Raw genomic sequence first — 24,147 nt, 5'->3', positions numbered from 1 at the left:
GGGAGTCATGCATGAGCGTTTATGCCTTCAGCCTTTTCTTGCATCTGGTCAGCGTTGCCGTCTGGATCGGGGGGATGTTCTTTGCGCTGGCCTGTTTGCGGCCAGCGTCGTCCGAACTCTCGCCGCAGCAACGCCTGCCGTTGTGGGAGGCGGCGCTCACGCGATTTTTCACATGGGTGAGCGTGGCCATCGTGGTGATCCTGCTGTCGGGCGGTCACATGATGCTTGCGATGGGCGGTTCGTACGCCCGTTGGCCCGTGCACGCGATGGCAGGCATCGGCGTACTGATGATGCTCATCTTCGGTCACGTCCGCTTTGCCCTGTTCCCGCGTTTGCAACGTGCGGTGCAGGCGCAGTCGTGGCCTGACGGTGCGGCTGCGGTGAACCGCATCCGCCGGCTGGTGATCCTCAACCTCGTGTTGGGCGTCGTCGTTATCGGTCTGGCAGCTTCTCTGCGCGGCTGATCGCGGGTCAGCCGGCTGGCCGGCTTGTCTCGTGAAGACTACCTGCCACTTCGTGGCACATCGCGACAAACGCCAGCACTAAGGGGCTGGCGTCGTCGCGGCGCTTGGCCACCAGCAGGGGCGTGTGGGCATCGGGCTCACTGAGGTCCATGAAGCACGCCCCCTCGATCTGAATGCATCGCACGGCGGCGGGGAGCACGGCAACACCCAGCCCGCTTGCCGCGAGCGCGACGATGGTTGTCGACTCGCGCGCTTCCTGCACCACGCGTGGCGTAAACCCCGCGCGCTCGCACATCTGCTGGATTTTTCCGTCGACGGCGGTACCGACATCGTGCGGATGCATGATGAACGCTTCGTTGGCCAGATCTGCAATGGATACGCTAGTACGGCCGGATAGCGCATGCCCCTGATGCAGAACCACAACCAGCGCTTCATCGATCAACGTCTCGAAACTCAATCCCGCCACCGGGGGGGCGTTGTCCGCCTGACGCAATAGGCCAATGTCGAGCGTGCGCTCGGCGAGCGCGTCCCGCTGGCGTTCCGACGGGGATTCGCTCAGTGTCAACGTCACACGTGGATACCGCTGCCGATAGCCGGTGAGCACGCGTTTCATCAGATTCGTCATCGGTGCGGAGGTTGTGAACGCGATGCGCAATTCTCCGGCGTCGAGTCCCGCAATTTGCTGCACCTCCAGACGGGCTGCGGCGGCATCGGCCAGGATCTGACGCGCTCGCACGAGAAACGCGCGTCCGGCGGCGGTCAGGAAGACACGCCGCTGCGAGCGCTCGAAGAGCGGTACGCCAAGCGCTTCCTCCAATGCACGAATCTGCATCGAGAGCGGCGGCTGCCCAATATTGAGTTTTTGCGCCGCGCGGCTGAAATGCAACTCTTCAGCAACGGCGACGAAGTAGCGGAGATGGCGCAGTTCCATACGTCGAGCCTCGATTGATCTGTTTTATATATGGAAATATCGCTTAAATATATATTGGACGTGGGGTAACGGCAAACTTATCATTGGTTCCATACCTTTCATCCTTGGTTCGCACGAGGCGAGCCAGCATCATGGCATCAACGAACTCCCTTCCTCTTCCCAGCGGCGTACCGGCCGGTAGCGTGCCGGCATCCAAGCTCCCGGCAGGTGTTGCACGCGGCACGCGCGAATATGCCGTCATCAGCCGAGCGCTCTTTTTCGGTGGTTTTTCGACGTTTGCGCAGTTGTATTGCATGCAGTCGCTGCTACCGCTGTTGACCACCACGTTCGGCATCACGCCAGCGCAAGCGAGCTGGTCGGTGTCGGCCGCCACGATGATGATGGCACTGGGTTTGCTCGTCACGTGCGTTGCGGCAGATCGCGTGAGCCGCAAGCGGATGATGACGATTGCGCTGCTTAGCTCGTCGGTGCTGACGCTCGCGAGTGCGTTCTCCACCAACTTCGAGACGCTTGTGATTCTCGGTGCTCTCAAAGGGTTGGCGCTCTCCGGATTGCCGGCAATTGCGATGGCGTATCTGAGCGAGGAAATCGATCAGCGATCGCTTGGCATGTCGATGGGGCTGTACATCGGGGGCAACATCCTCGGCGGCATGGCCGGACGCGTGCTTGCCGCATTCGTGGCGGACATGTTCTCGTGGCGCGTGTCGGTCGCGGTGATCGGGCTGGTGTGTCTGGCGATGGGGCTGGAGTTCGCTCGCAGCCTGCCGCATTCGCGCCGCTTTACCCCGCGTCATATGACCGTGCGCGACGCCCTCGGCCATGCACGTCGCCATCTGGGCGATCCGGCGCTGTTGGGGCTGTACTTGTTCGCCGGGCTGATGATGGGCAGCTTTGTCAGTGTCTACAACTATCTGGGCTTCCATCTGTCGGCATCGCCGTTCCATTTGCCGCATGCCGCGATCGGCGCGATCTTCACGATGTATCTCATCGGCGTGGTCGGCTCGTTCATCGCCGGGCCGCTGTCGGATCGCGTGGGCCGCCCCCGCCTGTTGTGGGTGCTGGTGGCGTTGGCCTTCGTGGGACTCATCACCATGCTCTCCTCACAGGTGTTGGGGGTGGTGATCGGCTTGGCGATTTTCACGTTCGGCTTCTTCGGCGCGCATACCGTGGCCAGCAGTTGGGTGGGACGCCGCGCAACGGAAGGGCGGGCGATTGCCTCGGCACTGTACCTGTTCTTCTACTATCTGGGCTCGAGCCTCTTGGGCAGTTACTCTGGCGTGATGCTCAAGTCGCATGGCTGGCAGGGTGTCGTGGCGTTGCTCGCCGTAGCGGTGGTGTTGTCGCTTGCCGTTGCGATGGCCATGCGCCGCGCTTACGGCAGCGGTCAGCCGCGCTGATCTACGCGGACAACGCACACGCCGCACATCCCCGAGCGCCCACAAAACAACAGCCACCCGAGGGTGGCTGTTGTCATTGGGTGTGCGAGGATGGCCGCGACGCGGCGCATCTCACACGGCGCTGTCGTTACGCGAGTTCGGCGATCAACTCGATCTCGACGCACGCGCCCAGCGGAATCTGCGCGACGCCAAAGGCCGAACGCGCATGCTTGCCGGCGTCGCCGAACACTTCCGCGATCAGTTCCGATGCGCCGTTCGTGACCAGATGCTGATCGGTGAATTCCTGCGTCGAGTTGACGAGGCTCATCAGCTTCACAACGCGCTTGACCTTGTTCAGGTCGCCCGTGTGGGCGTGCAGCGTGGCGATCAGCTCGATGGCGACGGCACGGGCGGCAGCCTTACCCTCGTCGACGCTGACGTCTTTGCCGAGCTTGCCGGTCCAGACCTTGCCGTCCTTCTTGGGCAGATGGCCCGAGAGGAATACGGTATTGCCGGTTTGTGCGCTCATCACGTAGGCGGCCGCAGGGGCGCCGGCGCTCGGCAGTTCAATACCCAGTTGCTTCAGTTTGTCGTAGACGGACATGTACGGCTTCCTTGCAGATGCGTTGAATCGGACCGATCGATCGGTCGGACAGGTCGGTATGAGGCTGGTGCGGCGACTTGCGCCAGACGCGCCGTCGATCACCGGCCCGAATTCCCTTCAGGCCGGCAGATAAGACGCGCTGGGCAGACGATTCAGGCGGCGCGACGCGTGAGCGCTTCGGCGACGAGGGCGCCAAGGCGCGCAACGCCCGCCTCGATCTTCTCGGGCGGCACGGTGACAAACGACAGCCGCAGCGTATTCGATTGCGGCGTGCCGACGTAGAAAGGCGCGCCGGGCACGAACGCCACATTCTGCGCAATCGCTTTGTCCAGCAACTGCATGGTGTCGATGCCGGCGGGCAATGTCAACCAGATGAACATTCCGCCTGCCGGCGTCGTCCAGGTGGCGTCAGCCGGCATATGCTTCGCCAGCGAGGCGAGCATCGCCTTGGCCTGTGCCGCGTAGAGCTTGCGGATCGACGGGATGTGCGTATCGAGGAAGCCGTCTTTCACCACTTCGTACACGATGCGTTGCGTGAGGCCCGGCGTGTGCAGATCGGCGGCCTGTTTGGCCTGCACGAGCTTGGAAATCACGGCCTGCGGGCCGATGATGAAGCCGAGCCGCAATCCCGGCGCGAGGACCTTCGAGAACGAACCCATATACAGCACGTGCTCAGGGGCGAGCGACATGAGACTGGGCAGACGCTGTCCTTCGTAGTCGAGTTCGCCGTACGGATCGTCCTCGATGATCGCCAGGCCGGCCCGCTTGGCAACGGCGGCCAGCGCCTCGCGGCGCGCCATGGACAAACGGCGCCCGGTCGGGTTCTGGAAGTTCGGCATGGCGTACAGAAAGCGTGCGCCATCGACGATCTCGGGCGTGAGCGCTTCGGGCAGCAGGCCTTGGTCGTCGGTCGGCACCGGCACGTACTTCGGCGCGAACAGCGAGAATGATTGCAGCGCGCCCAGATAGCTCGGCGCTTCCACCAGTACGCGGCTACCTTCATCGATGAAGATCTTGCCGATGAGGTCGAGGCCTTGTTGCGAGCCCGTCGTTATCAGGATGTTCTCGGGAACGAGCGTCAGGCCGTCGCGCGAGTAACGCTTGGCGATCCACTCACGCAGCGGCGCGAAGCCTTCGGTGGGGCTGTATTGCAGCGCAGCCTGCGGCGATTCGGTCAGTACGCGCTCGGCAGCGGCACGCATTTGGGCGATGGGGAAGGTGGCGGGGGAGGGCAGGCCGCCGGCGAACGAAATGACTTCGGGGCGTTCGGTGACCTTCAGAATTTCGCGAATGGCCGAGCTGGTCAGATTGCGGGCACGTTCGGAATATTGCCAATCATGCATGATGGTCTCGCTTTGAGGATGCGGCCTTTCTGAGCGGCCGCGAGTATCGGGCGTTGCGCGTGCCGGGCACGTGGGGGCAAGCGCAAACGCCGGGGGGGCAGACGCGCCGCGGTGCAGGGATCACATGCACCGCGACGTGCCTTCAGACCGGTTTGCTCGTGAGTCGCGAGGCGCCGATCTTCATGTTTTTGCCGAGTGCGATGGTCAGTACGACGCCGGCGGCGAACAGCCACGTTGCCGTGTCGACCTGTTCGCCGAAAAAGAGGGCGGACAGCGCAATCGTGAAGAAAATCTGAAGCAATTGTACTTGGCCCACGCGCGCGATCCCGCCCATGGCGAGACCGGCATACCAAGCGAAAAAGCCGATGAATTGAGAGAAGAGGGTGACGTAGGCAAACGCGCCCCAGGCTTTGCCGCTCACAGGCCACGGTTGCTGCCACGCGAGCCAGCCCACCGGCAGCACCAGCACCGGCGCACACACCACGAGCGCCCAGCAGATCACCTGCCAGCCACCCATCTCGCGGGCGAGCTTGCCGCCTTCGGCATACCCGAGGGCGCCGATCACCACGGCGAGCAGCATCAGGCCGTCGGCCGCGTGCAGACTGCCGCCTCCGGCGCGCAGTGCGAACGCAATCACCAGCGCGCTGCCAGCGAGCGCAAAGACCCAGAAGCCGCGTGACGGCCGTTCACCGCCGAGCCAATAGGCGTAAATCGCGACGAAAAACGGCTGCAAGCCGTTGACCACCGCGCCGTGCGACGCCGGAATCGTCTGCATCGCCCATGCAGAGAACACGGGGAACGCGACGATCACGCCCAGCGAGGTGATGGCAAGACTCTTGAGTTGCGGCAGCGTGGGCCACGGTTCCCGGCGCCACCAGAGCAGGGCGCCCGCGAAAACGGCGGCAACCAGCGCACGTCCCAGTCCGTTGAGCAGTGGATTGACTTCCGCGACGACGATACGCGTCATCGGCAACGTCAGACTGAAGATCAGCACGCCGATCAGCCCGATCAGCATGCCCCGGGATTCGCGCGAATTCATGGTGTTGCCTCGTGTATCTCGTTCTCGGTTGTCCGCCCGGCAGGCATTGTGCCGGGCGCTCGGTGTCACTGGGTGTTGCCCGGCCCTAGCGCAGCGTGCGCGGCCCTTCGGGCGTATCGATTTCTGCAGCGAGTGACGGCTCGACCAGTGTGGCTTCGACATTGACGAGGGTGTCCGCGCCAAGCCATTGCAATTGTTCATTGATCGCTGCCGCCTGCGGATGGAAGCCGCGCAATAACGTGACGGCACAATCGGCGCTGGGCAGCATGTCGGCCGGGTGCTGCGGGGAGTCCCATTGGATCAGCGTCGGCAGTACACCGTGTCCGGCGCCTTGCCACGCGGGCAGGCTGCCGTCGTCGGGTACGCCGATCTGCCAGGTCAGCGCGCCGCGTTGCATTTCGATGACCGGCGCCAGCCGCTGCGGATATTGCGCCTGCCAGCGCGGCAGCGAGCGCGGACGATCCACCCGGGCCACCCAATGCGCCAGATACGGTCCACGGGCGAGACGGGCCTGAACGGCCTCGTCGTCGAGCCCGAACCAGCGCGCACGGCTGGGCGGCGGGGCGTCCGGATCGATGGCGATGATCTCCAGATAGGCGCCGCCCCACAGCCCCAGCAAACTGTTATGCGTGCCCATGCGTGCGTGCTTGCCGCCACGCTGTGGCACAACGTCCGTCAGGCCGAGTTGCTCGATGACATGGGCTTCGCCCGCCTCCAGCGTTTGCGCGGCAACGACGAGATGATCCAGTTTCAGGGCGTGAGGTGCAGACATAGTGGGTTCGGGCGATAAAACCGATAGCTTACTCCGCGTCGTTCGTCGCCTTGTGCCTTTAACGGGTCATCGATTCATCCGCGCGAGAGCCGCGCCACCGTCCGATTGGCCACACGCGCCGCCAGATCGCGCAATGCGAGGCGCCAGCCGAGGCGTCCGCCCGCACGACGGGCCGGCTTGTCGGCCAGCGGCGAGAACGTCTTCGCCGGCTGACTCACGCGCAGGCGCACGCCATCCTGCCATGTGCCGAGCCACACCCGCTGACCGTGGCGAATCTCGAAGCTCTCGCCGGCCCGCAGCCAGTGGTCGGCGGGCTCGCCTTCCACGGTCAGCCACAACACGCCCTGCAGCACCTGAAGCGATTGTGGCAACTCGGCAGCCGGACTCTGCCAGAAGACAGTCCGTTCCCGGTCCAGTTCGAAGAGTCGGATTTCACGCATAGCGGTCTCCAGTTGAGGAGACACTTTATCGTTTAACTCCGGTACAGTACCGGTACAGATGTCAATGAAATTTTCGGTACAGTTCGGGATTGACAGGGAATTTGGCTGGCGTAGAGTGGCGAGCCATGAGCGGCAATGGGCAGACACTTCGGTAGTGAGTTGCCGTCAGCCGGGCAGAGGTGGACAGACGATGACGACGAACCATATTTCTCCGTTGGCGCTGGCGGACAACGCCGCGCTCGACACCGCACGCATGACGCTCGTCGACCAGCTCGTGCACTGGGCGAGTCTGCGCATCGAGGAGCGAGTATTTCTGCCGGGCATGCGCATGCCGTCGATCCGCTCGCTCGCGGAAGACAAACGCGTGTCGCGCTTTTCTGTCGTCGAGGCGTACGAGCGGCTGGTTGCGCAGGGGTATCTCGAGGCACGCCGCGGTTCGGGGTTCTACGTGCGTGAGCGGCCCGTGATGCCGCCGCAGAACGCCGCTGTACCGATGGTGGCAAAGGGCCCCATCGACGTGGCCTGGCTCGTGCGCAGCATGCTGCACTCGGTGGCGCCGGAGCGCGGTCCCGGCATGGGCTATCTGCCGCCGGGCTGGCTCGACGCCGACATGATGACGTCGGCCATGCGTTCCATGAGCCGTCAGTCGAGTGCGCATCTGCTGCAAACCGGCAATCCGCACGGCTTCCTGCCGTTGCGTGTTCAACTTCAAACGCAACTCGCGGAACTCGAAATCGGCGCACGGCCCGAGCAGATCGTGCTGACGTCCGGCATTACGCAGGCGGTGGATTTTCTGCTGCGTCTGTACGTGCGCGCGGGCGATACCGTGCTGGTGGGAGATCCGGCCTGGTTCGTGATGTTCGGCCGCATTGCGTCGCAAGACGCCCATACCGTTGGCGTGCCGTACACGCCGGACGGGATGGATATGCAGGCACTGGAGCGTCTGGTGCAGCAGCATCGCCCCAAGTTGCTGATCATCAATTCGATTCTTCAGAATCCGACCGGCACGTCGCTGACGCCGGCGCGCGCTTTCCAGATTCTGCGTCTGGCGGAGCAGTACGACTTCATGGTGCTCGAAGACGACATCTACTGCGACCTGTGCCCGCCGCACCAGCAAGTGGCGCGTCTGGCGAGCCTCGATCAGCTCAAGCGAGTGATCTACCTGGGCAGCTTCTCGAAGACCCTTGCCGCGAATCTGCGCGTGGCGTTCGTGGCGTGTTCCCCCGAGTTGGCGAAGACCTTCATCGATCACAAGATGCTGTCGGGGTCGACCACCCCGGAGATCAACGAACGGATCGTCTACAAGGCGCTCACCGAGGGGCATTACCGGCGTCACGTGGAGCGGTTGCGCTCGCGTCTCGACGACGTGCGCGACAACACGCGGCGGCATCTCGAGCGCATCGGCCTGCGTATGTTCGGCGATCCGACCTCCGGCATGTTCCTCTGGGTCGACACGGGCGTCGATACCAGTGCGGTGGCCGCTGCCGGGCACGAAGCGGGTTTCCTGTTTGCGCCGGGGGCATTGTTCTCGCCGCGTCAGACGCCGAGTACGTGGATGCGTATGAACGTCGCCTGCTCCAGCGATCCCGCCATGCTGACATTCCTCTCGCGACAGCTCGAACTGGCCGCCTGAACGGTCGGAAGACGGCCCGCCGGCCGGCCTGGCGGATGGCCCCGACAGCCCCGGATTCCGACGGGGCCCGCTGCAATTTTCCGTATCTTCGCGCAACTCGCACCGAAATAACCCTGCTGGCGGCCTTGAAATGCCGGCTGCCTGTCCCTATGTTCCGATCTGTACCGTCGTTTTGGCAGCGCGCGCGCAAGTGCGCCGGGCGGCGGTCAGCGTCGATATTCCATTCATCTCACCGATTCATGAGGGTTCCCGACCATGGCGCAAGAAACCATGAGCTTTCAGGCAGAAGTCAAACAGCTTCTGCAACTGATGATTCATTCGCTGTACAGCAACAAGGAAATCTTCCTGCGCGAATTGATCTCCAACGCGTCGGACGCCGCTGACAAGCTTCGCTTCGAGGCCATCAACAACGCTGCGCTGTACGAGCAGGATCCGGAACTCAAGATTCGCGTGTCGTTCGACAAGAACGCCCGCACCGTCACCATCGAGGACAACGGCATCGGCATGAGCCGCGAGGAAGCGATCTCGCATCTCGGCACGATCGCCAAGTCCGGCACCAAGGAGTTCTTCTCGCGCCTGTCGGGCGATCAGCAGAAGGACGCCGCGCTCATCGGCCAGTTCGGCGTGGGCTTCTACTCGGGCTTCATCGTCGCCGACCGTATGACGGTCGAATCGCGCCGCGCCGGTTTGCCGGCGTCGGAAGGCGTGCGCTGGTCGTCGACCGGCGAGGGCGACTTCTCAGTCGAGACCATCGAGCGTGCCCCGCGCGGCACGGCCATCACGCTGCACCTGCGCGAAGGCGAAGACGAACTGCTCTCGTCGTGGCAACTTCAATCGATCATCCGCAAGTATTCCGATCACATTTCGCTGCCGATCGTCATGCGCGGCGAGACGTGGGACGAAGAGAAGAAGGAGATGGTGCCCGCCGAGACGGATGAGACCGTCAATCAGGCAAGCGCGCTGTGGACACGCAGCAAGAGCGAGATCAGCGACGAGCAGTACACGCAGTTCTACCAGCACATCGCTCACGACATGCAGGCCCCGCTGGCCTGGACGCACAACCGTGTCGAAGGCCGCAGCGAATATACGCAATTGCTGTATGTGCCGGGCCACGCCCCTTACGATCTGTGGGATCGCAATTCGCAAGGCGGCCTGAAGCTGTACGTCAAGCGCGTGTTCATCATGGACGACGCGGATCAACTGCTGCCGAACTATCTGCGCTTCGTGCGCGGGGTGGTGGACTCGGCCGATCTGCCGCTGAACGTCTCGCGCGAAATCTTGCAGGAAAGCCGCGATGTGAAGGCGATCCGGGAAGGCTGTGCGAAGCGCGTGCTCAGTCTGCTCGAAGACCTGGCAGAGAACCAGCAAGACAAGTACACGCAGTTCTGGGGCGCGTTCGGTCAGGTGCTCAAGGAAGGCACGGGCGAAGATCATGCAAACCGAGAGCGCATTGCCAAGCTGCTGCGTTTTGCCAGCACACATAACGACTCGGCCGAGCAAAGCGTATCGTTGGCCGACTACGTCAGCCGGATGAAAGCAGGTCAGGACAAGATCTACTACGTCACGGCCGAAAGCTGGGTGGCGGCAAGCCACAGTCCGCATCTGGAAGTCTTCCGCAAGAAGGGCGTGGAAGTGCTGCTGCTCACCGATCGCGTGGACGAATGGATGCTCTCGTACGTGCATGAGTTCGACGGTAAGGCACTCGTGAGCGTGGCGCGTGGCGATCTGGATCTGGGCGCGCTCGAGGATGCCGGCGAGAAAGCGGCACAGGAAAAGACCAGCGACGACCTCAAGCCGCTTGTCGAGAAGATGAAGGAAGTGCTCGGCGATAAGGCTAAGGACGTGCGCGTGACGTTCCGTCTGACCGATTCGCCGTCGTGCCTGGTGTCGGACGAGAACGATATGAGCGGCACGCTCCAGCGTTTGATGAAGGCGGCCGGGCAGAAGATGCCGGAATTCCGTCCGATTCTCGAAATCAACCCGGAGCATGCGCTGATTCAGCGCCTCAAGGCGGATAGCGCCGATCTCTCCGACTGGACCGAACTGCTGTTCGATCAGGCGTTGCTTGCCGAAGGCGGCAGCCTCGAAGATCCGGCCGCGTTTGTGAAGCGTACCAACGCGCTGCTGCTCGCCGCACGTTAATCGCAATCATCGCGTAGTTCAAAGGCCCCCGCGTCGACATGTCGCGGGGGCCTTTGTATTTTCGGTGAACCTCCTGCTGGCCGGGTCGCAGTGGATTTCCCGCGTCGGGGGGCGGCCGTTTTGTGCACGGCACGCCGTCGCGCAGCGCCTTTATAATGCCGAGCCATGACTTTTCGATTCGATGTAGGCGGGCGGCGCTGGCAGGCTGTCCCGGCACCGGCGCTCTCGCGTCGTCATAAGGACTGGCTGACCCGGGGCGGTGCGCTCACACGCCATTTGTCGGCACTTGGCCGGGTGAGTGTGCGCGTCGTGGCAGAACGGGTGATGCCCGCCGACGCCGACCAGTGCCGCGCCATCGGCGTGCCGTTGCGTACGCCGATGTGGGCTCGCGATGTCATCCTGCTGATCGATGACGAGCCCGTGGTCGTGGCGCACAGCGTCACGCCGCTCACGTATAGCCGTTCGATCTGGCAGGCGATGCGTCGTCTGCGTACGCGTCCGCTGGCCGATCTGCTCTATCACGACCCTGCGGTCATGCGTTCCATGCTGGTGTCGAGCCCGTTGGGGCCGCGCCATTTGCTGCATGGCCGTGCGCGGCACGACGCCCGCGATCCGCTCGTTGGCGCAACGCCGCACGCGCGGCTGTGGGCGCGCCGCTCGGTGTTCGTGCGGCACGGGGCGCCGCTGCTGGTGACCGAAGCGTTCCTGCCGCGATTCTGGCGGCGTCTGCAGGCTGCGCACGGTGTGCCGGCGCACGACTGAATGCCATGGCGACGTCTCCCACCCCTGATCTCAAGCGCAATTTTCCGCCCGTGGCGGACGCGCAGACGCGCGTGCTTGTTCTCGGCAGCCTGCCCGGCGAGGTGTCGCTCGCGCACCAGCAGTACTACGCGCATCCGCAGAATCGCTTCTGGCATCTGGTAGGCGAGGTGATCGGTGAGCCGTTGCCGTCACTGCCCTATGCCGCGCGGCTGGCGATGCTGCGCACGCACGGCGTCGGACTGTGGGATGTGGTGGCGGAGGCGCGCCGCGAAGGCAGTCTCGACAGCAACATACGCTTGCATGCCGGCAGCGATCTCGCGGGCCTGATCGCCACGTTGCCGTCGCTGCGTGCCGTGGCATTCAACGGCGGAACGGCAGCCCGTATCGGGCAGCGCGCGTTGGCACAAAGCCGCGTGACGATGCCGGTAGTGCTGCTGCCGTCGAGCAGTCCGGCCTATACGATTCCGTATGCGACGAAACGTGACGCGTGGCTCGCATTGCGCGACTGGCTGGGGACGAAGGCGTCTGCCTGAATCCGCAGGGCGGCCGGTGGCGATACGGCAGGCCTGACGGCTGTCTTGCGCGAACCCGGTACAATGCGAACCCATCGGAATTTCCCGAGTTTCACAGAAGGACACATGACCCTCATCAAACGCAAATCCATCGAAGCCGAAGCGTTCGTCAGCGACGAGCGCACCACGCGTGCTCCCCGTCCCGCTTATAAGCCGCGCTTCGCGCCGGTGACATTCTCTGAACTGGGTGGCGTGCGTTACCTGCATTTCGGCACGGAGTGGGTGCAAGGGGCGATGCGTCTGTCCAAGCCCGACCGTATCGAGCTGGAATATGCGCAGCAGATGATGGCATGGTTGCTGTTCATGCGCGCGCCGAAGCATGTGGTGCAACTGGGTCTCGGCACGGGCTCGATCACCAAGTTTTCGCACCAGCATTTCCCGCGCACGCAGGTCACGGCCGTTGAACTGAACCCGGCCGTGGTTGTCGCCGCGCGCACGATGTTCAGCCTGCCCGACGACTCGCGTTATCTGAAGGTGGTGGAAGCGGACGCGTGGGATTTCGTCACCGATCCGGCGAATCACGGCGCGCTCGACGTGCTGCAAGTCGACCTCTACGATGCGACCGCACGCGGCCCGGTGCACGACACGCCTGCGTTCTACAAGGCTTGCCGTGCCACGCTGCGTGAGCCGGGCATGCTGACGATGAACCTGTTCGGAGATCACGACAGCTATCCGAAGAACATCCGTCGTCTGCGTCAGGCTTTCGATAACCGCGTGATCGAATTCCCGGAAGTGCACGACGGCAATGTCATCGTGCTGGCGTTCAACGGCCCGCTGCTGTCGGTCGAGTGGAAGGACGTGGAAGCTCGCGCGAAGGTGGTGGAAGCCGCCACGGGCCTGCCGGCCAAGCGTTGGGTCAAGCAGCTTCGCTCGGCCAACGGCGACGGTGGCCCGGTGTTGACGATCTGACGTCAGCCCGCCAACCTGCGCCGCACGATGCGCGCGCAGGAGACGTAGAAAAGCCAGCCGAGAGGCTGGCTTTTCTTTTGGCGCGACGCGAACCGCTGTCTCAGGCCGCGATTTCGTTGATGCTCAGCGCTTCGCCGCCGGCCACGATGGCCAGCAGGCGGTCGACGTTCGGATGCGCGCCCGGACGGTGGCGCGCGTCGGCGGTGTGCTCGCCGAAGACGGTCAGGCCGTGCTCGGCAGCCTTGGCGTCGAGCGTGCCGAAGGCCTGCTTGAGATAGTGGTACACGGCGAGCGAGCCTTGCTTGCCCGGTGCGTTCTCGATGGTCGCCACGACCGCGCCCTTGCCGTCGCGCAGTTCGATACGAGCGATGCCCTCGATGCTGCCGATGGCGGCCATCTGTGCGAGGTTGTCCTTGAAGACCGGGGTCGGTTCGATCACTGCCATGGTTGCGCTGCTCCTGCGGTTACGTTGAATTCGAAAAAACGGTGCGGGCCGAATGGTATCACCTCGGCCCGCGGGGCTTGCTGGCGCGTTCACACGCCAATCATGCACGCCGCCATTGCAGGATCGCCAGCGTGAGCACGCCCGCGATCAATCCCCAGAACGCCGAGCCGATGGACAGCAGCGTCAGGCCCGAGGCCGTCACCATGAACGTGATGAGCGCGGCTTCGCGTTGCTTCGTGTCGTGCATGGCATTGGCCAGACCGTTCATGATCGAGCCGAACAGGGCGAGGGCGGCGATCGAGACCACCAGCGCCTTCGGGAAGGCGGCGAACAGGGCGGCGATGGTCGCCCCGAACGTGCCGGCGATCAGATAGAACACGCCCGACCACACGGCGGCGGTGTAACGCTTGGCCGGATCTTCGTGCGCTTCGCGTCCGGTGCAGATGGCGGCGGTGATGGCTGCCAGATGAATGCCGTGCGAGCCGAACGGCGCGAGCAGTACCGACGCGATGCCCGTTGTCGAAATGAGCGGCGACGCCGGCACTTTGTAGCCGTCTGCGCGAAGCACGGCCAGACCGGGTACGTTTTGCGACGCCATCGCCACCACGAACAACGGGATCGCGATGCTGACCGTCGCCGATAGGGAGAACGACGGCGTGGTCCACACGGGCTTGGCGAGCGAGACGTCGAAGTGACTGAAGTCGAGCAGGCCGAGCCCGCCCGCGACCGTCGTGCCCACGATCAGCGCGAGCAGAATCGCGTAGCGCGACGCAAAGCGCTTGACGACGAGATACGTGAAGAACATCGAGAGCACGAGCGCCGTCTGATGCTGGGCCGCGACGAAGATTTCCAGCCCGATGCGAAACAGAATTCCGGCGAGCAGCGCCGACGCCAGCGCGGGCGGCACGCGGCGCATGATCGTCTCGAAGCCGCCCGTGAGCCCGCACAGGGCGATGAGCGCATTGCAGACGATGAACGCGCCGATGGCTTCGCCATAGGGCACGCCGGGCAGCGAGGTAATCAGCAGGGCAGCGCCCGGCGTCGACCACGCGATGACCACCGGAGTGCGATAGCGCAGCGATAGCCCGATGGTCGTCACGCCCATGCCGATCGAGAGCGCCCAGATCCATGACGAAATCTGCGCAGCGCTGAGGTGGGCGGCCTGTCCGGCCTGGAACATGAGAACGAGCGAACTGGTGTAGCCCGTCATCATGGCCACGAAGCCGGCGACGATCGCCGACGGCGACGTATCCGCCAATGGCCGAAGGGGGGGCAAGGGAGTGGTGCTGGACGTCATGGTGGAAGGGGGCCTCTCGTTGCGTTGTTATTGTGATGCTGCGCCACGTTACGCGATGCCGGGTGGCGAGACATGCCGCCGGCAGTCTCGGGCCGGGCGTTTGATCTGCGGTGATGAGGTTGGGCGGTTTGGGTTCGGGCTCACTTGCTCAGCACGCGCATGGCCGATTCCAGTCCGGCCAGCGTCATCGGATACATGCGGCCTGCAAAGAGCTGCCGGATGACCGAGATCGACTGACGATATTGCCATATCGGCTCGGGCTCCGGATTGAGCCATGCGTGATGCGGGAAGCGGTCGATGAAGCGGCGCAGCCACACGGCGCCGGCTTCCTTGTTGTTGTACTCGACCGAGCCGCCCGGTTGCAGCACCTCGTACGGACTCATCGTGGCATCGCCCACGAAGATCAGCTTGTAGTCGGCCGGGTACTTGCGCAGCACGTCCCACGTCTCGAAGCGTTCGTTGTGACGGCGTCGATTCTGCCGCCACAGATAGTCGTAGACACAGTTGTGGAAGTAGTAGAACTCGAGATGCTTGAATTCGGATTTCGCCGCCGAAAACAACTCTTCGGTACGTGCGATGTGGTCGTCCATCGAGCCGCCGACGTCGAGCAGCATCAGCACCTTCACGTTGTTGTGACGCTCCGGCACCAGTTTCAGGTCGAGCCAGCCGGCGTTGGCCGCCGTCGAGCGAATCGTGTCGTCGAGATCCAGCTCCTGCACCGCCCCCTCGCGCGCAAACTTGCGCAGGCGCCGCAGCGCGACTTTGATGTTGCGGGTGCCGAGTTCGACGGTGTCGTCGTAGTCGCGATAGGTGCGTTGATCCCACACCTTCACCGCCGTGCGGTTGCCGTTGCTCTCGCCGCCGATGCGGATGCCTTCCGGATTGAAGCCGCCGTTGCCGAATGGCGACGTGCCGCCCGTGCCGATCCATTTGTTCCCGCCTTCGTGGCGGCCTTTCTGCTCGTCGAACAGTTGCCTGAGCCGCTCCATGAGCTTGTCGATCCCGCCCAGCGCCTGAATGCGCGCGCGGTCTTCGGGGGACAACTCACGCTGCATGCGCTTCTCGAGCCACTCGAGCGGCACCTCGCCCGAGGCGTCGACAATTTGCTGCACGCCTTTGAAATACGCACCGAACGCCTGATCGAACTTGTCGTAGTGCTTCTCGTCCTTGATGAGCGAGAGGCGCGCCAGATAGTAGAACTCGTCGAGCGAGGGCGCGATCACCTGACGGTGCAGCGCTTCGAGCAACGTCAGGTATTCCTTGACCGAGACCGGCAGTTTCGCCGCGCGCAAGGTGTAGAAGAAGTCGATCAGCATGACGGTGGCGCGCTTACCGGTTGGCGCGGTTCATGAAGACGAGGCGCTCGAACAGATGCATGTCCTGTTCGTTCTTGACCAGGGCGCCTGCAAGCGGCGGGATCGCCAGCTTGTTATCGGCGCTGCGCAACGCTTCGGGGCCGATTTCCTCGGCCATCAACAGCTTGAGCCAGTCGATAAGCTCCGACGTCGACGGCTTTTTCTTGAGCCCCGGAATCTCGCGCACCTCGAAGAACGTCGCCATTGCGGCACCCACCAGTTCGCGGCGAATGTTCGGGAAATGCGCGTCGATGATCGACTGCATCGTCGCGGGATCGGGGAATTTGATGTAGTGGAAGAAGCAGCGGCGCAGGAAGGCGTCAGGCAGTTCTTTCTCGTTGTTCGACGTGATGATGACGAGCGGCCGGTGGCGCGCTTTCACGAGCTGGCGCGTCTCGTAGACGTAGAACTCCATGCGGTCGAGTTCGCGCAGCAAGTCGTTGGGGAACTCGATGTCGGCCTTGTCGATTTCGTCGATGAGCAGCACGACGGGATGATCGGCCTCGAAGGCCTGCCAGAGCACGCCCTTGACGATGTAGTTCGCGATGTCGCGCACCCGCTCGTCGCCCAGTTGCGAATCGCGCAGACGCGAGACGGCGTCGTACTCGTACAACCCTTGCTGGGCTTTTGTCGTGGACTTCACATGCCATTGCAGCAATGGCATATCGAGCGCGGCGGCGACTTCCTCCGCGAGCATGGTCTTGCCGGTGCCGGGTTCGCCCTTGATGAGCAGTGGTCGTTGCAGCGTGGCCGCCGCGTTCACGGCGAGCTTGAGGTCGTCGGTGGCGACGTACTGGGAAGAGCCTTCGAAGCGCATTGTCTGTGCCGTCCGCAAACAGCCGGCCAACCGGCCGGGCAGGGAAAAAGTTCAGTATAAGACATTGCGCATGAGCTTCGCCGTGACAGTCAAAATCTGTCTTTGCATCAAGGGCTTGCGGAAAAACTTCGGAGAACTGTGCGGGTCAGCCCCGAGTTTCCGGGGGCGGAGGTGTGGGTTACAATCGATTGCTTTTTTCACAGGTCGGCGGCCTTGGAGTCGGGACGTCGATCTGCGTGTTGCGGGCCGGTATTCCAACCAAAAACGTTCCCAAGAAGACCATGAAAAAGTTCCTCACCATGATGGCGCTGGCGCTTGGCAGCACGTCGCTCACGTCGCTTGGCGCGCTTCACGCGGCCGAACTCAAGCCCAATCTGGACGCGGCAAAGGACAAGGTGGCCATGTGTATCGGCTGCCACGGCATTCCCGACTATCGCACCGCATTTCCCGAGGTGTATCACGTGCCCCGGATCGGCGGACAGAATGCGAAGTACATCGAAAACGCGCTGAAGGAGTACGCGAAGGGCGACCGCAAGTTCCAGACGATGCATGGCATCGCAGCCACGTTGACCGATCAGGACATCGTCGACATTGCCGCGTACTACGCGGCGCAATCGGCGTCGACGCCGGTCAATCCCCAGAAGTAAAACGTGCGTGGCTGAGGAGAACACGATGAAGCATTCGATGGTAAAGGCCGCCGTTGCGGCATCCCTGGCGCTCGGCACCATGCTCGCGGGTGGCGCCAGCCCGGCGTACGCCGCCGGCAATATCGCCAACGGCAAAGCGCTCGTCGACAAAGGCATGTGCGTAAGCTGCCACGGCGCCAATCTGAACGCGCCGATCACGCCGGAGTATCCCAAGCTGGCGGGGCAATATGCAGACTACGTGTATAACGCGCTGCGTGCCTATCAGAACGAAACCAGTCTGGTATTTGGCCGCAGTAACGCGATCATGAAGACGCAGGTCATGTCCAATCCCGCGACGCTCGGTAAGGACGGCAAGCCGCGTCCGTTCACCTCGCAGGAACTCAAGGATATTTCGGCCTATATCGAATCGCTGCCCGGCGATCTCGTGACGAAGAAGTGAGCGGTCCGGCACCGGCATAAAAAAACGACGGTTGCGCCAAGGGCAACCGTCGTCTGCTTTGGTGTCTTCGCTTGCGGGTCGGGTTCGTGCCTGTCTTCGCTCAACGCGACGCTTGCTGCTCGATGCGCTGCAGATAGGCATCGGAGTCCGGCGGCTGACCGGTGCGTTGCGCCTCCCAGAGCGTTTGCCCCAGGCATTCCATGATGCGGTGCTGTGCGTCATGCGGCGAGTCGAGGCGCTGGGTCAGCTTTTCGTACGCGGCACGAATGCCCGGCGGCTGATCGATGGAGACCTGCTCGCTGATCGCCAGATGCATCGACAGATGCAGGAACGGGTTGGTCTGCCCGGCTTCGGGCGAGTAATCGCGGGCGCTGGCTTCTTCGGTGTCGGACAGGGCGTCGTGATACTCGGGATGTTCGTGGATCCAGTCGGCGGCAATCGTCTCGAGCGGCGTGAGGATGCTGCCGCTGCGCTGCTTTTGCCAGGTGGTGCAGAAGAATTGCCGGACTTCGTCGCGGCTCGGATTGAACATGGGGACTCCGTGGGGTTCGGGTGAGGCATCTTGCGGCGCGCCATCCCATGACTACAATGGCGGATCGATGGCCGCAGTGCGCCGGGCGAGCCGTAGTGGCGGAACACGCCGATATCGCATGAAAACTGGCCGTATTGTCGCTCAATTTTCCCAATCATGTCGCAAAGCCCCCGCGTGCCGGCCGCCACCGGCGACACCCCCATCACGCACTCGGCGCCCCCGCCTTCGGCCTGGATCGGCGTCGCATTGATTGCCGTGTCGGCATCCGCATTCGGCGCCATGGCCATCTTTGCGCGAGCGGCCACGGCCTCTGGTGCGGATATCTTCGCGATGCTGCTGTTTCGCTTCTTCGTGGCCGCCATCCTGCTGCTGGTCTGGTGCCGGTTGCAGCGAGTGCGCTTCCCGTCGCGCCGCCGTGTGCTTGGCATTGTGCTCATGGGCGGCATCGGCTACGTCGGCCAGTCGCTTTGCTTCTTCGGTGCATTGCAGTACGCGCAGGCGTCGCTGGTCGCGCTGCTGCTTTATCTCTACCCGGTGTTCGTGACAATACTGGCGGCCATCTTTCTGCATGAGCGCCTGACGCCCGTGAAGCTGGGCGCACTCGTGCTCTGCTCGCTTGGCACCGCGCTCACGGTTGGCGGCGGGCACGGGCAGCCGCTTGGCATGGTGCTGGCCGTGGCCTCGGCACTGATCTATTCGGGCTATATCGTGGTGGGGGCGAGGCTGACGAAGGGCGTCGATGCCCGTGCCACCGCCGCGCTCGTCTGTCTGGCGGCAACCATCTCCTTCGGTGCGATGGCCGCAGTGCGTATGTCGCAGGGGTTGCCGTTGCGGTGGCCGGCCGGGTTCGGGGGCTGGGCGGCGCTCGTTGCCATCGCGGTGTGTTCGACGGTCATTGCCATTCTGACGTTCTTCGCCGGACTGCAGCGTCTCGGGGCAGGGCGCGCCTCGATGCTCTCGACGCTGGAGCCGGTGGTCACGGTGCTGCTCGCCGCCGTGCTGCTGGGTGAAACGCTCACTGCGCCGCAGCTTGTCGGCGGCGTGCTGATTCTGGCCGGGGTGGTCTGGCTATCGGCGCGCGGGGCACGCGGCGCGTCTGCAAACGCCTGAACTCGCGGGGATTTTTATCGCGTCAGCGCGTGTTGCATGGCGACGGTACAATCGCGCATCGTTCGCCATTCATCTGCCGAGGTCTATCGTCATGAGCAGTATTGCCAAAGAAGCTATCGCCCAACTATTCACCCACGCCCGCACGCACAATGTGTGGCTCGACAAGCCTGTCAGCGACGAAACGTTGCACGAGCTGTACGACCTCATGAAATGGGGCCCGACGTCGGCCAACACCACGCCCGCGCGCATCGTCTTCGTGAAGAGTGCAGAAGCGAAGGCCAAGCTGCTCGAATGCATGGCGCCGGGTAACGTCGACAAGACCCGCACGGCGCCCGTGACGGCCATCGTCGCATTCGACCTGAAGTTCTACGAACATCTGCCCAAGCTGTTCCCGAATGGGGCCGAGAAGATGGTGCCGATGTTCTCGGGCGATGCTGCGAAGGCCGCTGGCGCTGCACATATGAACAGCTCGCTGCAAGGCGGTTACTTCATTCTTGCCGCCCGCGCGCTGGGCCTCGATTGCGGCCCGATGGCCGGTTTCGACGCACAGAAGGTCAACGACACGTTCTTCGCCGGCACTGACTGGCGTGTCAACTTCATCTGTAATCTGGGGTACGGCGATCACGACAAGCTGTTCCCGCGCAATCCGCGTCTGTCGTTCGACGAGGCAGCCCGCATCATTTAAAGCCGGACACGCGACGCGCCGAGGATGTTATTACGGCGCGCCAAATAAGACGGGCGGTCCCGATGCCGGGACCGCCCGTTGTCGTTCAAGGTGTTTGCGTTTGTCTGGGGAGGGGGCGGATCAGGCCTTCGGTGCGGGCGTTTTGGGCCGGAAGTCGCACAGCGGTTCGATGGCGCAATGCCAGCACTCGGGCTTGCGCGCCTTGCACACATAGCGGCCGTGCAGGATGAGCCAGTGATGCGCGTCGTGTTTGAATTCGCGCGGGGTGACGCGTTCGAGCGCCAGTTCCACCGCCAGCGGGTCCTTACCGGGCGCGAGGCCCGTTCGGTTCGCCACGCGGAAGATGTGCGTATCGACGGCAATCGTATCCTCGCCGAACGCGGTGTTGAGCACCACGTTCGCCGTCTTCCGGCCGACGCCCGGCAGTGCTTCGAGGGCCTCACGCGAGCGAGGCACCTCACCGCCGTGCCGATCGAGCAGCAACTGACACGTCGCAATGACGTTCTTGGCCTTCGTGCGGTACAGGCCGATCGTCTTGATGTAATCGGACACCCCCGCCTCGCCGAGCGCGAGCATCTTCGCCGGCGTGTTCGCCACCGCGTAAAGCTTGCGAGTGGCTTTGTTCACGGAGACGTCGGTCGCCTGTGCCGAGAGCAGCACGGCGATCAGCAATTCGAACGGCGACGTGTACTCCAGCTCCGTTGTCGGATGCGGATTGAGTTGTTGCAGCGTCTCGAACAGGGCACGGCGTTTGGCGTCGTTCATGGCGGGTGGCGCGAGGGGTTGGGCGGTCTGTTGTTGGTGGACGGGGCGTGCAGCCGCGCGTCTAGGCCTTGCCCGAGGTGTCAGGGGTATCCGGGGGAGGCGCGTCATTGTCGGTCGCAAGACCCAGCCGCTTGCGGCGTGCTTCGGCTTCGTCGATCTGCGCCTGCACGGCAGCAGAGACATTCTCCGTATTTTTCGGGCCAAGCCCTTCGGCGGCCAACGTGGCTTTCTTCTGACGTGCGCGCGCCAACGCGGCCTGAATGATGGCCTGCTTGCGGGCTGCGGCGGCCGCCTCATCGAGCGCTGGCGGGGAATCCGGTGTCTGTGTGCCACCCGATGAAACCGGCGAAGCCGTCGTCAGTGTCTCGGTGGCTTGCGATGCACCGGGCGCGGAAGCGGGCGCGCCTGGTGCGACGCGGGCCGCGCGCGCTGCCAGGCGCGCTTCACGTTGCGCCTTTTCCTTCTCGAGGCGTGCCTGATGAGCCTCGAAATGCGAGCGGGCCTCGTCGGCCTGTGCCTGCGACCAGGCCTGCCAACCGGTGCGCTCGCCGGTGACCGGCACCATGTCGATGCAGTCGACGGGGCAGGGCGGCACACACAGGTCGCAGCCCGTGCAGCGGTCTTCGATGACCGTGTGCATCAACTTGGCGGCACCCACGATGGCGTCGACAGGGCAGGCCTGCATGCAGAGCGTGCAGCCGATACACAGCGATTCGTCGATGACGGCGCGCGGGCGGGGACGCTCTGCACCATTCTCCGGATTGAGCGGAATCACGGGGCGGTCGAGCAGCCTGGCGAGACGCGCCACGCCCTCGGCACCACCCGGCGGGCACTGGTTATAGCTGGCTTGCCCGCTGGCGATGGCGTCGGCATACGGACGGCACCCTGCGTAACCGCACTTGGTGCACTGCGTCTGGGGCAATAGGGCATCGATGCGCTGCGCGAGCGCGCTGACTTCGGACACGTCTTTAGTGGGGGATTCGGCGGAAAGTCGAATTATCCTGCATTTTGCAGAAACACTGAAACCGTTGTGCCATAATTCCGCCGGTTGAGAACGACCGTCCGATCATGACGACACCAGAAACCAAGATCAAACGGGACCCCGAACGCACCCGACAGCGCATTCTTGCCGCTGCGATCGAGGAGTTTGCCGAACGTGGTTCGAGCGGTGCGCGCGTGGACAGCATCGCGCGCCGAGCGGATATCAATGAGCGCATGCTGTATTACTACTTCGGCAACAAGGACCAGCTCTATCTGGCCGTGCTCGAAGAGGTCTACGGTGAATTTAACCGTGCGGAACACGCGCTGAAGCTCGATGTGCTTGCCCCGCTCGACGCCGTGGCCGAACTGGCTCACTTCGTGTGGGACTATTACACCGATCATCCGGAACTGATTCAGCTCATCAACAACGAGAATCTGCACGAAGCGAAGTCGATGCGTCAGTCGACGGAGATTCGTCAGCAGGTCTCGCCGATTATCGAGTTGCTCACACAGACGCTCAAGCGAGGTGAGGCCAGTGGCGAAATCCGCCTGGGCGTGGACCCTGTGGATCTGTACGTGACGATCTCGGCCATGGGCTATTACGTGATGTCGAACCGTCATACGCTCTCGATCGTGATGGGGCGCGACATGATGGCCGCCGATTCGCGCAAGACGCACTCCGCGTTCAATACACAAATGCTGCTGGATTCGCTACGAATGCGATGATCTGAGCGCTGCGGTCTGCATTAGCCGCGCTGTCAGTCAAAAACAAAACCGCCGCGTGGGCCTGAGCCCACGCGGCGGTTTTGGTATGGCAGTCGAAAAAAACGAATGCCGTTCAGGCGTGCTTCGCGATGAAGTCGCGAATCTGCGGATAGATCACGTTGCGCCAGCGGCTGCCGGAGAAGATCCCGTAATGGCCGCACGACGGCGCGGTGAAATGCGCCCGGCGCTTGACCGGGATGCCGGTGCACAGCTCGTGTGCCGCCTGCGTCTGACCGCTGCCCGAGATGTCGTCCAGCTCGCCCTCGATGGTGAAGAGCGCAGTCGTCTTGATGTCCTGCGGACGGACACGCTGGCCTGCCACATCCCACGTGCCACGCGCGAGGCTGAAGTCCTGGAACACGGTCTTGATCGTGTCGAGGTAGTACTCGGCCGCCATGTCGAGCACGGCGTTGTACTCGTCGTAGAACCGGCGATGCGAGTCGGCATCGTCGTTGTCGCCACGCATCAGGTCGAGATAGAAGTCCCAGTGCGACTTCACATGGCGATCCGGATTCATGGCGACGAACCCGGCGTGCTGCAGGAACCCTGGATAGACCAATCGGCCCGAACCCGGATAGTTGGCCGGCACCGGATGGATCACATGATTCTCGAACCACTCGTAGGACTTGTTCGTCGCGAGCGAGTTGACCGACGTCGGGCTCTTGCGCGCATCGATCGGGCCACCCATCATCGTCATGGTCTTGGGCGTCTTTTCGCCGTTCGAGGCCATGAGCGAGATGGCGCCAAGCACCGGCACGGTGGGCTGGCACACCGAAATGACGTGCAGATTTTCCGCGCCGATGTGGCGAATGAAATCCTGGATGTACGCGACGTAGTCGTCCAGATGGAACTCGCCGTCTTCAAGCGGCACCATGCGTGCATCGACCCAGTCGGTGATATAGACCTTGTGGTCCTTGAGCAGCGTCGTGACGGTGTCGCGCAACAGCGTGGCGTGGTGCCCCGACAGCGGAGCCACCACCAGCACGACCGGATCGTCCTTGAGTTGCCCCACGGCGCTCGCGTCGTCCGCGTATCGCTTGAATCGCAGCAAGCGGCAGAACGGTTTCTCCATCGCCGTCATTTCCACGACGGGGATGTTATGACCGTCGACTTCGACTGCCTTGATATTGAATTCGGGTTTTTCGTAGTCCTTGCCGAGCCGATACAGCAATTCGTATCCGGCGGCGATGCGGGGTGCGCCCGGCATCATGGCAAGCAGGCTGCCCGGGTTGACGAAAGTCGTCGCAGCCGCCTTAGCCCACGTCGTGAGGGGATTCAGCCACGCGCGGTTGTACTCATGAATCTGATACAGCATGTTATGT

The 24,147-nt window shown here is 63.4% G+C and carries 26 protein-coding genes; 12 read left to right on the top strand and 14 right to left on the bottom strand.

What is annotated here, in order from left to right; genetic code table 11:
* The first annotated feature begins 11 nt into the window (after window positions 1-11).
* Window positions 12-464, top strand: coding sequence for a CopD family protein (locus C266_RS02520; RefSeq protein ID WP_010807494.1), 453 nt, complete (start codon window positions 12-14; stop codon window positions 462-464).
* Between the two features lie 7 nt (window positions 465-471).
* Here C266_RS02520 and C266_RS02515 read toward each other — a convergent pair whose 3' ends face one another.
* Window positions 472-1,395: a LysR substrate-binding domain-containing protein gene (locus C266_RS02515; RefSeq protein ID WP_010807493.1), complete on the bottom strand. Its 924-nt coding sequence runs from the start codon at window positions 1,393-1,395 to the stop codon at window positions 472-474.
* Window positions 1,396-1,526: 131 nt separating this feature from the next.
* On the opposite strand from C266_RS02515, the gene C266_RS02510 reads away from it, so the two are divergent.
* Window positions 1,527-2,792: an MFS transporter gene (locus C266_RS02510; RefSeq protein WP_010807492.1), complete on the top strand. Its 1,266-nt coding sequence runs from the start codon at window positions 1,527-1,529 to the stop codon at window positions 2,790-2,792.
* A gap of 127 nt (window positions 2,793-2,919) precedes the next feature.
* Here the strand turns inward: C266_RS02510 and C266_RS02505 are convergent, their stop codons facing one another.
* The 5 genes from C266_RS02505 to C266_RS25985 all read right to left on the bottom strand — a co-directional run bounded on the left by C266_RS02505 (window position 2,920) and on the right by C266_RS25985 (window position 6,969).
* Window positions 2,920-3,375: a RidA family protein gene (locus C266_RS02505; protein ID WP_010807491.1), complete on the bottom strand. Its 456-nt coding sequence runs from the start codon at window positions 3,373-3,375 to the stop codon at window positions 2,920-2,922.
* A gap of 152 nt (window positions 3,376-3,527) precedes the next feature.
* Entirely contained in the window at window positions 3,528-4,718 is a 1,191-nt protein-coding gene (locus C266_RS02500; protein ID WP_010807490.1) for a PLP-dependent aminotransferase family protein, read from the bottom strand.
* Between the two features lie 142 nt (window positions 4,719-4,860).
* Window positions 4,861-5,757, bottom strand: a complete 897-nt coding sequence (locus C266_RS02495; RefSeq protein ID WP_010807489.1) for a DMT family transporter — start codon at window positions 5,755-5,757, stop codon at window positions 4,861-4,863.
* 85 nt (window positions 5,758-5,842) lie between these two features.
* Entirely contained in the window at window positions 5,843-6,529 is a 687-nt protein-coding gene (locus tag C266_RS02490; RefSeq protein WP_010807488.1) for a VOC family protein, read from the bottom strand.
* Between the two features lie 74 nt (window positions 6,530-6,603).
* Window positions 6,604-6,969 carry a DUF2917 domain-containing protein gene (locus tag C266_RS25985; RefSeq protein ID WP_010807487.1) on the bottom strand — a complete coding sequence of 122 codons (366 nt, stop codon included), beginning with the start codon at window positions 6,967-6,969 and terminating at the stop codon, window positions 6,604-6,606.
* A 190-nt stretch (window positions 6,970-7,159) separates the two neighbouring features.
* On the opposite strand from C266_RS25985, the gene C266_RS02480 reads away from it, so the two are divergent.
* The 5 genes from C266_RS02480 to C266_RS02460 all read left to right on the top strand — a co-directional run bounded on the left by C266_RS02480 (window position 7,160) and on the right by C266_RS02460 (window position 12,987).
* Window positions 7,160-8,602, top strand: coding sequence for a PLP-dependent aminotransferase family protein (locus C266_RS02480; RefSeq protein ID WP_010807486.1), 1,443 nt, complete (start codon window positions 7,160-7,162; stop codon window positions 8,600-8,602).
* A 255-nt stretch (window positions 8,603-8,857) separates the two neighbouring features.
* Window positions 8,858-10,744, top strand: a complete 1,887-nt coding sequence (htpG, locus tag C266_RS02475) for a molecular chaperone HtpG (protein WP_010807485.1) — start codon at window positions 8,858-8,860, stop codon at window positions 10,742-10,744.
* 165 nt (window positions 10,745-10,909) lie between these two features.
* Window positions 10,910-11,506, top strand: coding sequence for a chorismate lyase (locus C266_RS02470; protein WP_010807484.1), 597 nt, complete (start codon window positions 10,910-10,912; stop codon window positions 11,504-11,506).
* Window positions 11,507-11,511: 5 nt separating this feature from the next.
* Window positions 11,512-12,039, top strand: coding sequence for a DNA-deoxyinosine glycosylase (locus C266_RS02465; protein ID WP_010807483.1), 528 nt, complete (start codon window positions 11,512-11,514; stop codon window positions 12,037-12,039).
* Window positions 12,040-12,144: 105 nt separating this feature from the next.
* Window positions 12,145-12,987, top strand: a complete 843-nt coding sequence (locus tag C266_RS02460) for a spermidine synthase (protein WP_010807482.1) — start codon at window positions 12,145-12,147, stop codon at window positions 12,985-12,987.
* A gap of 100 nt (window positions 12,988-13,087) precedes the next feature.
* On the opposite strand, the gene C266_RS02455 is transcribed toward C266_RS02460, so the two are convergent.
* The 4 genes from C266_RS02455 to C266_RS02440 form a co-directional block, all read right to left on the bottom strand.
* Complete coding sequence (locus C266_RS02455; RefSeq protein ID WP_010807481.1) at window positions 13,088-13,426, bottom strand: DUF2322 family protein; 339 nt, start codon at window positions 13,424-13,426, stop codon at window positions 13,088-13,090.
* Between the two features lie 106 nt (window positions 13,427-13,532).
* Window positions 13,533-14,729, bottom strand: coding sequence for a benzoate/H(+) symporter BenE family transporter (locus tag C266_RS02450; protein ID WP_036660974.1), 1,197 nt, complete (start codon window positions 14,727-14,729; stop codon window positions 13,533-13,535).
* A 140-nt stretch (window positions 14,730-14,869) separates the two neighbouring features.
* On the bottom strand, window positions 14,870-16,045 hold the full coding sequence (locus C266_RS02445; protein WP_010807479.1) for a VWA domain-containing protein: 1,176 nt from the start codon (window positions 16,043-16,045) through the stop codon (window positions 14,870-14,872).
* A 13-nt stretch (window positions 16,046-16,058) separates the two neighbouring features.
* Window positions 16,059-16,901 (bottom strand): MoxR family ATPase, encoded by an 843-nt coding sequence (locus C266_RS02440; RefSeq protein ID WP_010807478.1) that lies wholly within the window; start codon window positions 16,899-16,901, stop codon window positions 16,059-16,061.
* 281 nt (window positions 16,902-17,182) lie between these two features.
* Here C266_RS02440 and C266_RS02435 point away from each other — a divergent pair, with 281 nt between their 5' ends.
* On the top strand, window positions 17,183-17,548 hold the full coding sequence (locus C266_RS02435) for a c-type cytochrome (RefSeq protein ID WP_010807477.1): 366 nt from the start codon (window positions 17,183-17,185) through the stop codon (window positions 17,546-17,548).
* A gap of 25 nt (window positions 17,549-17,573) precedes the next feature.
* Window positions 17,574-17,987 (top strand): c-type cytochrome, encoded by a 414-nt coding sequence (locus C266_RS02430; protein WP_010807476.1) that lies wholly within the window; start codon window positions 17,574-17,576, stop codon window positions 17,985-17,987.
* A 100-nt stretch (window positions 17,988-18,087) separates the two neighbouring features.
* On the opposite strand, the gene C266_RS02425 is transcribed toward C266_RS02430, so the two are convergent.
* Complete coding sequence (locus C266_RS02425) at window positions 18,088-18,519, bottom strand: DUF1841 family protein (RefSeq protein ID WP_010807475.1); 432 nt, start codon at window positions 18,517-18,519, stop codon at window positions 18,088-18,090.
* A 156-nt stretch (window positions 18,520-18,675) separates the two neighbouring features.
* Here C266_RS02425 and C266_RS02420 point away from each other — a divergent pair, with 156 nt between their 5' ends.
* Both C266_RS02420 and C266_RS02415 read left to right on the top strand, forming a co-directional pair.
* The gene (locus C266_RS02420) at window positions 18,676-19,629 is read left to right on the top strand and encodes a DMT family transporter (protein ID WP_010807474.1); all 954 of its coding nucleotides are present in this window, start codon (window positions 18,676-18,678) and stop codon (window positions 19,627-19,629) included.
* Between the two features lie 91 nt (window positions 19,630-19,720).
* Window positions 19,721-20,314: a malonic semialdehyde reductase gene (locus C266_RS02415; RefSeq protein WP_010807473.1), complete on the top strand. Its 594-nt coding sequence runs from the start codon at window positions 19,721-19,723 to the stop codon at window positions 20,312-20,314.
* Between the two features lie 120 nt (window positions 20,315-20,434).
* Here the strand turns inward: C266_RS02415 and nth are convergent, their stop codons facing one another.
* Window positions 20,435-21,079 carry an endonuclease III gene (nth, locus tag C266_RS02410; RefSeq protein ID WP_010807472.1) on the bottom strand — a complete coding sequence of 215 codons (645 nt, stop codon included), beginning with the start codon at window positions 21,077-21,079 and terminating at the stop codon, window positions 20,435-20,437.
* Window positions 21,080-21,140: 61 nt separating this feature from the next.
* Window positions 21,141-22,043, bottom strand: a complete 903-nt coding sequence (rsxB, locus tag C266_RS02405; protein ID WP_010807471.1) for an electron transport complex subunit RsxB — start codon at window positions 22,041-22,043, stop codon at window positions 21,141-21,143.
* Window positions 22,044-22,147: 104 nt separating this feature from the next.
* Between rsxB and C266_RS02400 the strand changes: the two genes are divergently transcribed.
* Complete coding sequence (locus C266_RS02400) at window positions 22,148-22,786, top strand: TetR family transcriptional regulator (RefSeq protein ID WP_010807470.1); 639 nt, start codon at window positions 22,148-22,150, stop codon at window positions 22,784-22,786.
* A gap of 112 nt (window positions 22,787-22,898) precedes the next feature.
* On the opposite strand, the gene C266_RS02395 is transcribed toward C266_RS02400, so the two are convergent.
* On the bottom strand, window positions 22,899-24,140 hold the full coding sequence (locus C266_RS02395) for a polyhydroxyalkanoate depolymerase (RefSeq protein WP_010807469.1): 1,242 nt from the start codon (window positions 24,138-24,140) through the stop codon (window positions 22,899-22,901).
* Between the last annotated feature and the right edge of the window lie 7 nt (window positions 24,141-24,147).

The organism is Pandoraea sp. SD6-2 (genome assembly GCF_000389825.1).
Classification (GTDB): domain Bacteria; phylum Pseudomonadota; class Gammaproteobacteria; order Burkholderiales; family Burkholderiaceae; genus Pandoraea; species Pandoraea communis.
Note: the sequence above shows the minus strand (reverse complement) of the source record. Positions and strands in the feature narration are given on the sequence as shown.

Bases quoted from the DNA above. Each gene is read 5' to 3' on its own strand.
- C266_RS02520 (WP_010807494.1), top strand. From the start codon at position 12: ATGAGCGTTTATGCCTTCAGCCTTTTCTTGCATCTGGTCAGCGTTGCC.
- C266_RS02515 (WP_010807493.1), bottom strand. From the start codon at position 1,395: ATGGAACTGCGCCATCTCCGCTACTTCGTCGCCGTTGCTGAAGAGTTG.
- C266_RS02510 (WP_010807492.1), top strand. From the start codon at position 1,527: ATGGCATCAACGAACTCCCTTCCTCTTCCCAGCGGCGTACCGGCCGGT.
- C266_RS02505 (WP_010807491.1), bottom strand. From the start codon at position 3,375: ATGTCCGTCTACGACAAACTGAAGCAACTGGGTATTGAACTGCCGAGC.
- C266_RS02500 (WP_010807490.1), bottom strand. From the start codon at position 4,718: ATGCATGATTGGCAATATTCCGAACGTGCCCGCAATCTGACCAGCTCG.
- C266_RS02495 (WP_010807489.1), bottom strand. From the start codon at position 5,757: ATGAATTCGCGCGAATCCCGGGGCATGCTGATCGGGCTGATCGGCGTG.
- C266_RS02490 (WP_010807488.1), bottom strand. From the start codon at position 6,529: ATGTCTGCACCTCACGCCCTGAAACTGGATCATCTCGTCGTTGCCGCG.
- C266_RS25985 (WP_010807487.1), bottom strand. From the start codon at position 6,969: ATGCGTGAAATCCGACTCTTCGAACTGGACCGGGAACGGACTGTCTTC.
- C266_RS02480 (WP_010807486.1), top strand. From the start codon at position 7,160: ATGACGACGAACCATATTTCTCCGTTGGCGCTGGCGGACAACGCCGCG.
- htpG (WP_010807485.1), top strand. From the start codon at position 8,858: ATGGCGCAAGAAACCATGAGCTTTCAGGCAGAAGTCAAACAGCTTCTG.
- C266_RS02470 (WP_010807484.1), top strand. From the start codon at position 10,910: ATGACTTTTCGATTCGATGTAGGCGGGCGGCGCTGGCAGGCTGTCCCG.
- C266_RS02465 (WP_010807483.1), top strand. From the start codon at position 11,512: ATGGCGACGTCTCCCACCCCTGATCTCAAGCGCAATTTTCCGCCCGTG.
- C266_RS02460 (WP_010807482.1), top strand. From the start codon at position 12,145: ATGACCCTCATCAAACGCAAATCCATCGAAGCCGAAGCGTTCGTCAGC.
- C266_RS02450 (WP_036660974.1), bottom strand. From the start codon at position 14,729: ATGACGTCCAGCACCACTCCCTTGCCCCCCCTTCGGCCATTGGCGGAT.
- C266_RS02445 (WP_010807479.1), bottom strand. From the start codon at position 16,045: ATGCTGATCGACTTCTTCTACACCTTGCGCGCGGCGAAACTGCCGGTC.
- C266_RS02440 (WP_010807478.1), bottom strand. From the start codon at position 16,901: ATGCGCTTCGAAGGCTCTTCCCAGTACGTCGCCACCGACGACCTCAAG.
- C266_RS02435 (WP_010807477.1), top strand. From the start codon at position 17,183: ATGAAAAAGTTCCTCACCATGATGGCGCTGGCGCTTGGCAGCACGTCG.
- C266_RS02430 (WP_010807476.1), top strand. From the start codon at position 17,574: ATGAAGCATTCGATGGTAAAGGCCGCCGTTGCGGCATCCCTGGCGCTC.
- C266_RS02425 (WP_010807475.1), bottom strand. From the start codon at position 18,519: ATGTTCAATCCGAGCCGCGACGAAGTCCGGCAATTCTTCTGCACCACC.
- C266_RS02420 (WP_010807474.1), top strand. From the start codon at position 18,676: ATGTCGCAAAGCCCCCGCGTGCCGGCCGCCACCGGCGACACCCCCATC.
- C266_RS02415 (WP_010807473.1), top strand. From the start codon at position 19,721: ATGAGCAGTATTGCCAAAGAAGCTATCGCCCAACTATTCACCCACGCC.
- nth (WP_010807472.1), bottom strand. From the start codon at position 21,079: ATGAACGACGCCAAACGCCGTGCCCTGTTCGAGACGCTGCAACAACTC.
- C266_RS02400 (WP_010807470.1), top strand. From the start codon at position 22,148: ATGACGACACCAGAAACCAAGATCAAACGGGACCCCGAACGCACCCGA.
- C266_RS02395 (WP_010807469.1), bottom strand. From the start codon at position 24,140: ATGCTGTATCAGATTCATGAGTACAACCGCGCGTGGCTGAATCCCCTC.